Below are 12126 nucleotides of genomic sequence, written 5' to 3' on the forward strand. Positions count from 1 at the left end.
GGCCGGCCGGAAGACGCCGGCCGCCGGGCCCCGCAACGGGGATCGTCATTCATCGGTCAAGCCGGACAGGGAGAGACGCACGATGTCCTCTACCACTCACCCGACCACGACTCACCCCACCACGGGGCCCGTCGGCTTCTACCAGATCGCCGAGGCCGACCCCGGCCGGCCCGGCATCATCGATCCGGACGGATCGACGCTCACCTATGGCGAGCTGCTCGCGCGGGTCAACCGCGTCTCGCGCGCCCTGCGCACCCACGGTCTCGGCGACGGCGACAGCGTCGCGGTGGCCCTGCACAACGGGCACGAGTATCTGGAAGTGATGCTGGCCACGGCGCAGGTCGGGATGTACTTCGTCCCGGTCAACTGGCGGCTGACCCCCGCCGAGATGCTCTACATCATCAAGGACTCCGGCGCCAAGCTGCTGGTCATGGACGCCGAGCAGGCCGCCACGCTGCCGCTGGAGTCGCTGCCCGAGCACCGGTACGTCATCGGCGGCGAGGTGCCCGGCTGGCTGCCGTACCCGGAGCTGGGCGAGGGCGAGTCGTCCGACGCACCGCCGGAGCGCCGCTTCGGCGGCAGCATGGGCTACACCTCGGGCACCACCGGCAACCCCAAGGGCGTGCGCAGCCTGCTCTATCCCGACGCCGAGCCCGAGCCGGTGCTCGGCGCGCTGTACGGCGGCCTCTGCGCCCGCTACGAGGTCACCATGGACAAGGGCGTGCACCTGGTCTGCTCGCCGATCTACCACGCCGCGCCGAGCGGCCACGCCTTCGCCTTCCTCCAGCTCGGCCACACGGTCGTCATCCAGGGCAAGTTCGACCCCGAAGGCGTGCTGGCCGCCATCGAGAAGCACAGGATCACCACCGTGCACATGGTGCCCACGCACTTCCACCGGATGCTGCGGCTGCCGCAGGAGGTGCGCGAGAAGTACGACCTGTCCAGCCTGGAGGCGGTGATCCACGCGGGCGCGCCGTGCCCCGTGCCGATCAAGCAGCAGATGATCGAGTGGCTGGGCCCGGTCGTGTGGGAGTACCTGGCCTCCACCGAGGGCGGCGTCTCCCTGGTGGGCTCGGAGGAGTGGCTGCGCAAGCCCGGCACCGTCGGCCGGCCGACGCCGAACACCATCGTCAAGATCCTCGACGAGGACGGCAACGAGGTGCCGCCCGGCACCGCGGGCGTCATCTACTTCGGCATCCCCGGCGCCGGCCCGACCTTCGAGTACAACAACGACCCGGCCAAGACCGCCGCCAGCCGCAGGGGCGACCTGTCGACCGTCGGCGACTACGGCTACTTCGACGAGGACGGCTACGTCTTCCTCCTCGACCGGCGCACCGACCTCATCATCTCCGGCGGCGTCAACATCTACCCGGCGGAGATCGAGCAGGCCCTCATCACCCACCCGGCGGTCGCCGACGTCGCGGTCATCGGCGTCCCCGACCCCGACTGGGGGCAGAGCGTGCTCGCCGTCGTCCAGCCCACAGAGGACGCCGTGCCCGGCGACGAGCTCGCCGCCGACCTGCGCGCCCACTGCGCCGGGCTGCTGGCCTCGTTCAAGATCCCGAGGCGGTACGAGTTCCGCGAGGACTTCCCCCGCACGGAGACCGGCAAGCTGCAGCGCCGCAAGCTCCGCGACCTCTACGCCGGCTGACCCCGGCCGGCGAGAGAAGGACAGGAGACGCCGTTGCAGACGAGTGTGCACGCCGGCGCCGCGCCCTCGGCGGACGTGGCCGCGTTCGCCGCCTGGGCGGAGCAGGCCGGCTTCGACACCATCTCCAGCGCGGAGGTGGACCACGACCCCTTCCTGAGGCTGGCGCTGGCCGCCCCGGCGACGAGCCGGGCCCGGCTGGCGACCGGGATCGCGGTCGCCTTCGCCCGGACGCCGATGGCGCTCGCGTACGTGACCAACGACCTGCAGATCCTCTCCGGGGGCCGGTTCGTGCTCGGCCTCGGCACCCAGACCAGGCCGCACATCACCCGCAGGTTCGGCATGGAGTGGAGCAGGCCCGCGGCGCGGATGCGCGAGTACATCACGGCGCTGCGGGCCATCTGGGACGACTGGAACACCGGCAAGGAGGTGCGGCACGAGGGCGAGTTCTACCGGCACACCCTCATGACCGCGACGTTCCGCCCCGAGCCGCATCCGCACGGGAACCCGCCGATCCACCTGGCCGCGGTCGGCCCGCTCATGACCCGGCTGGCCGGCGAGGTGGCCGACGGGCTGATCCCGCACGGGTTCAGCACCGAGCGGTACTTCCGCGAGATCACCCTGCCCGCCCTGGAGGAGGGGCTGGCGAGGTCCGGGCGGGACCGGTCGGACGTCGTCGTCCACTGTCCCGGGTTCGTGCACGTCCTCGACCCGGCAGAGGACGCCGAACAGCAGCGGCGGGTGCTGCGCGGCCGGATCGCCTTCTACGGCTCCACCCCGGCCTACCGCGGCGTCCTCGCGCTGCACGGCTGGGAGGACCTGCACCAGCGGCTGCACGCGCTGTCGGTGCGGCCCGAGGCCGACCGCTGGGACCGGATGGCCGACCTGATCGACGACGAGGTGCTGGACACCTTCTGCGTGAGCGGGTCGCTGACGGAGGTGGCGGCGGAGGTGGCGCGCAGGTTCGGCGGCCTCATCGACCAGGTCGCCCTCCAGCCGCCGCCGGGCGCCTCCGCCGCCGACATCGGCGCGGCCCTGGCCACGCTGCGCGAGGCGGGCCGGCCCTGATGGGGGACCTGCTGGTGGAGCGTGACGGCACCGGCGTCGTCACCGTCACGCTCAACCGCCCCGCCAGGAAGAACGCGATGACGAGAGACGGCTGGATCGCGTTCACCCGCGTGCTCGACGAGATCGCGGCCCGCGCCGACGACCGCGTCCTGGTGCTCACCGGGGCGGGCGGCGCGTTCTGCTCGGGGGCCGACCTGGGCGCCTCCGGCTCCGGCGACTCGCCGCGCCGGGCGATGCAGATCGTGAACGCGGCGCTGTTCGCCCTGCGGGACCTGCCCCAGCCCACGATCGCCGCCGTGTCGGGGGCGGCGGTCGGGGCCGGCTTCAACATGGCGCTCGCCTGCGACCTCGCCGTCGCCGACGAGACGGCCCGCTTCTCGCAGATCTTCTCCCGGCGCGGCCTGTCGGTGGACTTCGGCGGGACGTGGCTGCTGACCCACATGGTGGGCCTGCACCGGGCGAAGGAGCTCGCCTTCTTCGGCCGGATCCTGTCCGCGCGCGAGGTGCACGACCTCGGGCTGCTCAACAGCGTCGTGCCGGAGGGCGCGGCACTGGCGCGGGCAGGGGAGTGGGCGCGCGAACTGCTGGGCCTCGCGCCGCTGGCGCTCGCGCAGACCAAGGAACTGCTCAACCTGGCCGCATCGGGCGACTTCCGCGAGAGCGCCCTGCGCGAGGCGGCCGCGCAGAACGCCAACGGCGCGACCGAGGACACCAGGGAGGCGATCAGCGCCTTCCTGGAGAAACGGGAGCCGGTGTTCCGCAACCGCTAGCCGGGGCGGGCGTCCAGGTGCTGCTGGATGGCGGCCATCACGGCCTGGGGCGAGGCCGCGCGGCTGAAGGTGGCGACCACCACCTGCTCGCTGTCCTGCGGCTGTTCGAGCTGGCGGAAGGTCGCGATCACGTAGCCGAGCGCGTGGTCGAGCGGGCCGCTCGGGTCGTAGGCGCCGCCGGCCCGCAGCCAGCCGCGCAGCACCTGGTTGTGGGCCGCCACGACGGAGGCGGCCATCAGCTCGGCGCGCAGGCCGGCGTCGGGGGAGTCGCCGAGCCAGGCGCCGACGAACTCGCGGAAGAGCCGCTGGTAGCGGGCGACGCTGGCGATCTCGCGGTCGCGCAGGGCGGGCACCTTGCGGACCAGCCGGTAGCGGCGCAGCGAGACCTCGGCGTCGTCCACGTAGTGGGCGAGCACGATGCGGACGGCGTCGGTGATGGCCACGATCGCGGTGCCCGCCGTGGAGGCGCGCAGCCGGGCGTCGATCCGCGTCAGCAGCGCGTCGTGGTCGGGGAAGATCGCGTCTTCCTTCGAGCGGTAGTGGCGGAAGAACGTGCTGCGGCTGACTCCGGCGCGCGCGGCGATGTCGTCGACGGTGGTCTCGTCGTAGCCGTTCTCGTCGAACAGCGTCACGGCGGCCTCGGCGAGGCGCTGGCGGATGGGCGGTGTCGGCACCCGGCCATTGTGACGGATGCGACGGGGTCCAGGGGTTGTCCCGCCTCGCGCGACTGAGTACCGTACATCTGAAACTGAGTCTTATCCGGTCTATCGGGTGGTGGTGGATGGCAGCGCAGGGCACCCAGGGCAGCCTGGCCCGTCTCAAGGAACGCCTGGACGAGGCCGTCCACGTGGGCGAGGCCCGCGCGGCGGCCAAACAGCACGCCAAGGGCAGGCTGACCGCCCGCGAGCGCATCGAGCGGCTGCTCGACGACGGCTCCTTCGTCGAACTGGACGCCCTGGCCAAGGGCTCGCTCGGGTACGGCGACGGCGTCGTGACCGGCTACGGCACGGTCGAGGGCCGCCAGGTGTGCGTGTTCTCCCAGGACTTCACGGTCGCGGGCGGCTCACTCGGCGAGGTGTACGGCCAGAAGATCTGCAAGGTCATGGACCTCGCGATGCGCAACGGCTGCCCCATCGTCGGCATCAACGAGGGCGCGGGCGCCCGCATCCAGGAGGGCGTCGTCTCGCTCGGCCTGTACGGCGAGATCTTCCGCCGCAACATCCGCGCCTCCGGGGTCATCCCGCAGATCTCGCTCATCATGGGCGCCTGCGCGGGCGGCCACGTCTACTCGCCCGCGCTCACCGACTTCACGGTCATGGTGGACGAGCGGTCGCACATGTTCGTCACCGGCCCCGACGTCATCAAGACGGTGACGGGCGAGGACGTCACCTTCGAGGAGCTGGGCGGCGGCCGGGTGCACAACGCCCGCAGCGGCGTCGCCCACTACCTGGCGAGCGACGAGGAGGACGCGCTCGGCTACGTGCGAGCGCTGCTGGCGTACCTGCCGGACAACAACCTGGACGAGCCCGCGCACCCCGCGTTCGAGGCCGACCTGACGCTCACGGCCGACGACCTGGCCCTCGACGCGCTGGTGCCGGACTCGCCGAACCAGCCGTACGACATGCACGAGGTGATCGCCGCCCTGCTGGACGACGGCGAGTTCCTGGAGACGCAGGAGCTGTTCGCGCCCAACATCGTGGTCGGCTTCGGCCGCGTCGAGGGCCGCCCGGTCGGCGTCGTCGCCAACCAGCCGATGCGGCTGGCCGGCACGCTCGACATCGACGCCTCCGAGAAGGCCGCCCGGTTCGTCCGCACCTGTGACGCGTTCGGCATCCCCGTGCTCACGCTGGTGGACGTGCCCGGCTTCCTGCCCGGCACCGGACAGGAGTGGAACGGCATCATCCGGCGCGGCGCGAAACTCCTCTACGCCTACGGCGAGGCCACCGTCCCGCTCGTCACCGTGATCACCCGCAAGGCGTACGGCGGCGCCTACGACGTCATGGGCTCCAAGCACCTGGGCGCGGACGTCAACCTGGCCTGGTCGACCGCGCAGATCGCGGTCATGGGCGCCCAGGGCGCGGTCAACGTCCTGCACCGCAGGCGCCTGGCCACCGCCGACGACCCCGACGCGCTGCGCGCCGAACTGGTCGCCGAGTACGAGGACACCCTCGCCACCCCCTACCTGGCGGCCGAGCGCGGCTACGTGGACGCGGTGATCCGGCCGAGCGAGACCCGGCGCGAGATCACCCGGGCGCTGCGCCTGCTGCGCAACAAACGCGACGCCCTGCCGCCCAAGAAGCACGGGAACATCCCGCTGTGAACGGCCCAGTGAACGGTGCCGCCGCGGGGGGTTCCGCGAACACCCCCGCCCTGACCGTGGTCAAGGGCGCGCCCTCGCCGGAGGAGCTGGCCGCGCTCGTCGTGGCCGTCAACGCCGCCCGTGCCGCCCGGCCTGAGCCCGCCGCCCGGCCGGCGGCCCACCCCCTTTGGCGCGTGCCGCGCCACCCCCTCGCCAGAGGCCCGCGCGGCTGGCGGGAGTCGAGCTGGAACCTGGGAGGACGTCTGTGAGCCTGCGCAAAGTGATGGTCGCCAACCGCGGGGAGATCGCCGTCCGCGTGATCCGCGCCTGCCGGGACGCGGGCCTCGGCTCCGTCGCCGTCTACGCCGACCCCGACCGCGACGCGCTGCACGCCCGGCTGGCCGACGAGGCGTACGCGCTGGGCGGCCGCTCGCCCGCCGAGACCTACCTCGACATCGCCAAGCTGCTCGACGTGGCCGCCCGCAGCGGCGCCGACGCCGTCCATCCCGGCTACGGCTTCCTGGCCGAGAACGCCGCCTTCGCGCAGGCCGTCATCGACGCCGGCCTGACCTGGATCGGCCCGCCGCCGTCCGCGATCACCGCGCTCGGCGACAAGGTGCAGGCCAGGCACATCGCCCAGAAGGTCGGCGCGCCGCTGGTCGCCGGCTCGCCCGACCCGGTGGCGGACGCCGCCGAGGTCGTCGCCTTCGCGGAGGAGCACGGGCTACCGATCGCGATCAAGGCCGCGTACGGCGGCGGCGGGCGCGGCCTCAAGGTCGCCCGCACCCTGGAGGAGATCCCCGACCAGTACGACAGCGCCGTCCGCGAGGCGGTGGCGGCGTTCGGGCGGGGCGAGTGCTTCGTCGAGCGCTACCTCGACCGCCCCCGCCACGTCGAGACGCAGTGCCTGGCCGACGCGCACGGCAACGTGGTCGTGGTCTCCACCCGCGACTGCTCGCTGCAGCGCCGCCACCAGAAGCTGGTGGAGGAGGCCCCGGCCCCGTTCCTCACCGCCGATCAGGAGACGCTGCTGCGCGCCTCGTCCAAGGCCATCCTGCGCGAGGCCGGCTACGTCGGCGCGGGCACCTGCGAGTTCCTGGTCGGCCAGGACGGCACGATCTCCTTCCTGGAGGTCAACACCCGCCTCCAGGTCGAGCACCCGGTCACCGAGGAGGTCGCCGGCGTCGACCTGGTCCGCGAGATGTTCCGCGTGGCCGGCGGCGAGGCCCTCGGCTACGACGACCCGCCGCTGCGCGGCCACTCCATCGAGTTCCGGATCAACGCCGAGGACGCCGGGCGGGGCTTCCTGCCCGCGCCCGGCACCATCACCCGCTGGCGCGCCCCCTCCGGCCCCGGCATCCGGATCGACAGCGGCTACGAGCAGGGCGAGACGGTCCCCGGCGACTACGACTCGCTGGCCGCCAAGCTGATCGTCACCGGCGCCACCCGCGCCGAGGCGCTGGAGCGCGCCCGCCGCGCCCTGGACGAGTTCGAGATCGACGGCATGCCGACCGTGCTGCCCTTCCACCGGGCCGTCGTGACCGACCCGGCCTTCACGGCCGAGCCGTTCGCCGTGCACACCCGCTGGATCGAGACCGAGTTCGACAACCGCATCGCCCCCTACGCCGGCCCGGCCCAGACCGGCGAGGCCCCCGACCTGGAGCGGATCACGGTCGAGGTGGGCGGCAAACGCCTGGAGGTCGTGCTGCCGGCCGGGCTCGGCGCCGCCGCCGCTCCCGCCGCGAGGAAGCCCGCGGCCGGCCGCCGCCCGAGGAAGCAGGCGGCGTCGGCGGCCGGCGGCGACGCCCTGGTCAGCCCCATGCAGGGCACCATCGTCAAGGTCGTCGTGGCCGACGGCGACACCGTCGCCGAGGGCGACCCGATCGTGGTGCTGGAGGCCATGAAGATGGAGCAACCCCTCACCGCGCACCGCGCGGGAGTCGTCCTCGGGCTGGCCGCCGAGGTCGGCGCCACCGTCGCGGCCGGCGCGGCCATCTGCGAGATCAAGGACCCCTCGTGAGCAGGGAGCAGTGGCGCGAGCTGGCGCGGGAGGTCCTGCGCAGATCCGGGAAGGACGCGGCCTCCCCCGAGGAGGCGCTGGCGACGCCCACCTACGACGGCGTCACCCTCGCCCCCCTCTACGACGCCGCCGACCTGCCCCCCGTCCCCGGGCTGCCGCCGTCCGCGGGCCGCGAGCCCGGCCTGCCATGGGAGGTGCGGCAGCTCCACGAGACCGCCGACCCCGAGGCCGTCATGGCCGACCTGGAGAACGGCGCCGACTCCCTCTGGCTCGCCGTCGCCCCCGAGGACCTGCCCCGCGTCCTCGACGGCGTGCACCTCGACCTGATCTCGGTCGTGCTCGACGCCGGCCCCCGGACAGGACGGGCGGCGGAGGCGCTGCTCGCGCTGGCCGGCGACCGGGCGGGCGCGCTGCGGGGCAGCCTCGGCGCCGACCCGCTCGGCGACGCGGCCCGCTCCGGCGCGGCGCCGGACCTGTCCGGGCTGGGGCGGCTGGCGCGGCTCTGCGCCGACCGGCTGCCCGGCATGCGGGCGATCACGGTGGACGCGACGCCGTACCACGAGGCGGGCGGCAGCGACGCCGAGGAGCTGGGCTGCTCGATCGCGACCGGCCTCGCCTACCTGCGGAGCCTCACCGAGGACGGCGTCGCGGCCGAGGAGGCGTTCGGCTGGCTGGAGTTCCGCTACGCCGCCACCGCCGACCAGTTCGCCACGATCGCCAAGCTGCGGGCCGCGCGGCTGCTGTGGGCGCGGGTGGCGGAGGTGTGCGACGCGCCGCCCGCCCAGTACCAGCACGCGGTGACCTCCGCCGCGATGATGACCCGCCGCGACCCGTACACGAACATGCTGCGCACCACCGTCGCCTGCTTCGCCGCCGGGGTCGGCGGGGCCGACGCGGTGACCGTGCGGCCGTTCGACGCCGCGCTCGGCCTGCCGGACGACTTCTCCCGCCGCATCGCCCGCAACACCTCCGCGCTGCTGGTGGAGGAGTCCCACGTGGCGAGGACCTACGACCCGGCGGGCGGCTCCTGGTACGTCGAGCGCCGCACCGCCGACCTGGCCGAGCGGGCGTGGGCGTGGTTCCAGGAGATCGAGGAGGCCGGCGGCATGACGGCCGCGCGCGGCCTCGTCGCCGACCGGCTGGCCGCCACCCGCGCCCGCCGCGCCCGCGACCTCGCCCGGCTCAGGCCGCCGATCGTCGGCGTGAGCCGCTACCCCGACCCCGCGGGGAAGCTTCCGGCCCGCGCGCACGCCCCCCGACCGGCGGCGGACGCGCTGCCGCGCTTCCGCCACGCCCAGGACTTCGAGGACCTGCTCGACCAGGCCGAGGACGCCCGGCCGCGGGTGTTCCTGGCCACGGTCGGCCCGGCCGCCGAGCACGCCGCGCGGCTCGCGTTCGCGCGCGGCCTGTTCGAGGCCGGCGGCGTCGAGACGGTCACCGGCGCGGTCGAGGAGTTCGCCGCCAGTGGCGCCCGCGTCGCCTGCCTGTGCTCCAGCGACCGCCTGTACGCCGGCCAGGCCACCGAGGCCGCCGCGGCGCTCCGCCAGGCGGGCGCCCGCTGGATCTGGCTGGCGGGGCGGGACCCCCACGACGGCGTGGACGCCAACCTGTACGCGGGCTGCGACGTGCTCGACGTCCTCCGCACGACCCTTTCGGAGGTGACCGCGTGACGATCCCCGACTTCCGGGGCCTCGGCCTGACCGGCTCCCGCCGCCACGAGCCGCCGGCGACCGGCGCGCCGGCCTGGGACAGCCCCGAGGGCATCCCCGTCAAGCCGCTCTACACGGCCGTGGAGGCGGACGGCTACGACCCGCACACCTATCCGGGCATCGCCCCGTACGTGCGGGGGCCGTACCCCACGATGTACGTCACCCGCCCGTGGACGGTCCGGCAGTACGCGGGGTTCTCCACCGCCGAGGACTCCAACGCCTTCTACCGGCGTAATCTGGCGGCCGGGCAGAAGGGGTTGTCGGTCGCGTTCGATCTGGCCACGCATCGGGGGTATGACTCCGATCATCCGCGGGTGGCGGGCGATGTCGGCATGGCGGGGGTGGCGATCGACTCGATCGCGGACATGCGGATCCTGTTCGACGGCATCCCGCTGGATCGTATGTCGGTGTCGATGACGATGAACGGCGCGGTCCTGCCGATCCTGGCGTTGTACATCGTGGCGGCGGAGGAGCAGGGGGTGAAGCCGGAGCAGCTCATGGGGACGATCCAGAACGACATCCTCAAGGAGTTCATGGTCCGGAACACCTACATCTATCCGCCGGCTCCGTCGATGCGCATCATTTCCGACATCTTCGCCTACACCAGTCAAAGGATGCCGAAGTTCAATTCGATCAGCATCTCGGGTTATCACCTGCAGGAGGCCGGGGCGACGTGTGACCTGGAGCTGGCCTACACGCTGGCCGACGGGATGGAGTACCTGCGGGCGGGGGTCGGGGCGGGGCTGGAGGTGGACGCGTTCGCGCCGCGGTTGTCGTTCTTCTGGTGCATCGGGATGAACTTCTTCATGGAGGTGGCCAAGCTGCGGGCGGCCCGTCTGCTGTGGAGCCGCATCGTGCGGGACATGGGGGCGGGGAACCCGAAGTCGCTGGCGTTGCGTACGCACAGTCAGACCTCCGGCTGGTCGTTGACGGCGCAGGATGTGTACAACAACGTGGTGCGTACCTGTGTGGAGGCGATGGCCGCCACCCAGGGGCACACGCAGTCGTTGCACACCAACGCCCTGGACGAGGCTCTGGCGCTGCCGAGCGACTTCTCCGCCCGCATCGCCCGCAACACGCAGTTGCTGCTGCAGCACGAGTCGGGCACCACGCGGGTGATCGACCCGTGGGGCGGTTCCTATTACGTGGAGACGTTGACCGCGCGGCTGGCCGAGCGGGCGTGGCGGCACATCGAGGAGGTCGAGGCGGCCGGTGGCATGGCGAAGGCGATCGAGGCGGGGCTGCCCAAGCTGCGCATCGAGGAGGCCGCGGCGCGCGCCCAGGCCCGTATCGACTCCGGCACGCAGCCGGTGATCGGCGTCAACAAGTACCGGCCCGCCAGCGACCAGCCCGTGGACGTGCTCAAGGTCGACAACACCGCCGTGCGCGCCACCCAGATCGAGCGCCTGCGCAGGCTCCGCGCCGAACGCGACCAGGACGCCGTCCGCCGCGCCCTCGACGCCCTCACCGCCGGAGCCGCCGGGGACGCCAACCTCCTCGCGCTGGCCGTGGACGCGGCCCGCGCCCACGCCACCGTCGGGGAGATCTCCGACGCCCTGGAGCGGGTGTTCGGCCGCCACCAGGCCGGCGTGCGCACCATCTCCGGCGTCTACCGGGGAGAGGTCGGCTCCGGCGCCGACGCCGTGCGCGCCGCGAGCGACGCCTTCGCCAAGGCCGAGGGCCGCCGCCCGCGCATCCTGGTCGCCAAGATGGGCCAGGACGGGCACGACCGCGGCCAGAAGGTGATCGCCACCGCCTTCGCCGACCTCGGCTTCGACGTGGACGTCGGCCCGCTGTTCCAGACCCCGGAGGAGGTCGCCAGGCAGGCCGTCGACGCCGACGTGCACGTGGTCGGCGTGTCCTCGCTGGCCGCCGGGCACCTGACCCTCGTGCCCGCGCTGCGCGAGGCCCTGGCCGCCGCCGGCGGCGAGGACATCATGATCGTGGTCGGCGGCGTCATCCCGCCGGGCGACGTGCCGGCGTTGCACGAGGCCGGCGTGGCGGAGGTGTTCCTGCCCGGCACCGTGATCACCGAGGCGGCGCTGAGCCTGCTGGGCAAGCTGTCCGGCCGCCTCGGGCACGAGGCGCCTGCGCCCGTGTGACGCTCAGGCTCCCGCGTGCCGACCGGGCGCGGTCACGACGACTCCCGGAGCCGGGACAGGCGCTCGCCGTCCACCGCGACGAGCGCCTGTCCCACGCTCGGATGGAGGTCGAGGACGCGCCCGACGCCGGTGATCCGCAGCAGGAACGCGGGTGAGCCGTGGACCGCGGCCACGTGCAGGCCCGCCGCCCGGCTGCGCAACCGGTCCCGCAGCCGCAGCAGCAGGTGCAGGCCGCCGCAGTCCATGAAGGTCAGGCCGCCCAGGTCGAGGATCACCGGCTCGCCGGGCGGCGCCGACCGTTCCAGGAGCGACTCCAGGCCGGCGGCGTTGGTGACGTCCAGCTCACCCGTGACCGTGATCAGGACCCCGGTCGGGAGGGGCCGGCAATGCACGTCCAGAAGGGGCATGAGGCCGCCTGTCGCAGGGGGTGGTCGGAACTCCGTCATGCGAAGACTACGCCGGAAGCCGGATGCACGAAAGATGCTTCGTCATAGGATCTTCTAGAAAGAT

Annotated in this window: 10 protein-coding genes; 8 read left to right on the top strand and 2 right to left on the bottom strand. The window is 73.3% G+C overall.

Going from position 1 to position 12126, the window contains the following annotated elements; translation table 11 throughout:
- The first annotated feature begins 82 nt into the window (after nucleotides 1-82).
- Genes Nocox_RS19770 through Nocox_RS19780 form a run of 3 tightly spaced genes read left to right on the top strand, consistent with a single transcriptional unit; the run spans nucleotide 83 to nucleotide 3486 of the window.
- The gene (locus Nocox_RS19770) at nucleotides 83-1651 is read left to right on the top strand and encodes an AMP-binding protein (RefSeq protein ID WP_020546836.1); all 1569 of its coding nucleotides are present in this window, start codon (nucleotides 83-85) and stop codon (nucleotides 1649-1651) included.
- Nucleotides 1652-1684: 33 nt separating this feature from the next.
- Nucleotides 1685-2716, top strand: coding sequence for a TIGR03617 family F420-dependent LLM class oxidoreductase (locus Nocox_RS19775; protein ID WP_157383423.1), 1032 nt, complete (start codon nucleotides 1685-1687; stop codon nucleotides 2714-2716).
- Entirely contained in the window at nucleotides 2716-3486 is a 771-nt protein-coding gene (locus tag Nocox_RS19780) for an enoyl-CoA hydratase/isomerase family protein (RefSeq protein ID WP_020546838.1), read from the top strand. Before Nocox_RS19775 ends, Nocox_RS19780 begins: the two co-directional genes overlap by 1 nt.
- On the opposite strand, the gene Nocox_RS43115 is transcribed toward Nocox_RS19780, so the two are convergent.
- Nucleotides 3483-4160 (bottom strand): TetR/AcrR family transcriptional regulator, encoded by a 678-nt coding sequence (locus tag Nocox_RS43115; protein WP_020546839.1) that lies wholly within the window; start codon nucleotides 4158-4160, stop codon nucleotides 3483-3485. The genes Nocox_RS19780 and Nocox_RS43115 overlap by 4 nt on opposite strands.
- Nucleotides 4161-4267: 107 nt before the next feature.
- Between Nocox_RS43115 and Nocox_RS19790 the strand changes: the two genes are divergently transcribed.
- The 5 genes from Nocox_RS19790 to scpA are packed head-to-tail and all read left to right on the top strand — an operon-like array spanning nucleotide 4268 to nucleotide 11616.
- Nucleotides 4268-5806, top strand: a complete 1539-nt coding sequence (locus tag Nocox_RS19790) for an acyl-CoA carboxylase subunit beta (protein WP_020546840.1) — start codon at nucleotides 4268-4270, stop codon at nucleotides 5804-5806.
- Complete coding sequence (locus Nocox_RS19795; protein ID WP_084685911.1) at nucleotides 5803-6054, top strand: acyl-CoA carboxylase epsilon subunit; 252 nt, start codon at nucleotides 5803-5805, stop codon at nucleotides 6052-6054. The genes Nocox_RS19790 and Nocox_RS19795 overlap by 4 nt, the downstream gene beginning before the upstream one ends.
- A gap of 2 nt (nucleotides 6055-6056) precedes the next feature.
- Nucleotides 6057-7805 carry an ATP-binding protein gene (locus tag Nocox_RS19800; protein WP_219495655.1) on the top strand — a complete coding sequence of 583 codons (1749 nt, stop codon included), beginning with the start codon at nucleotides 6057-6059 and terminating at the stop codon, nucleotides 7803-7805.
- A complete protein-coding gene (locus Nocox_RS19805) occupies nucleotides 7802-9475 on the top strand; it encodes a methylmalonyl-CoA mutase subunit beta (RefSeq protein ID WP_020547757.1) in 1674 nt (557 codons plus the stop codon). The genes Nocox_RS19800 and Nocox_RS19805 overlap by 4 nt, the downstream gene beginning before the upstream one ends.
- 26 nt (nucleotides 9476-9501) lie before the next feature.
- Entirely contained in the window at nucleotides 9502-11616 is a 2115-nt protein-coding gene (gene scpA / locus Nocox_RS19810; protein ID WP_246649880.1) for a methylmalonyl-CoA mutase, read from the top strand.
- Nucleotides 11617-11648: 32 nt separating this feature from the next.
- On the opposite strand, the gene Nocox_RS19815 is transcribed toward scpA, so the two are convergent.
- The gene (locus Nocox_RS19815; RefSeq protein ID WP_020542821.1) at nucleotides 11649-12023 is read right to left on the bottom strand and encodes an STAS domain-containing protein; all 375 of its coding nucleotides are present in this window, start codon (nucleotides 12021-12023) and stop codon (nucleotides 11649-11651) included.
- Nucleotides 12024-12126 lie beyond the last annotated feature (103 nt).

Source organism: Nonomuraea coxensis DSM 45129 (genome assembly GCF_019397265.1).
Lineage (GTDB): Bacteria > Actinomycetota > Actinomycetes > Streptosporangiales > Streptosporangiaceae > Nonomuraea > Nonomuraea coxensis.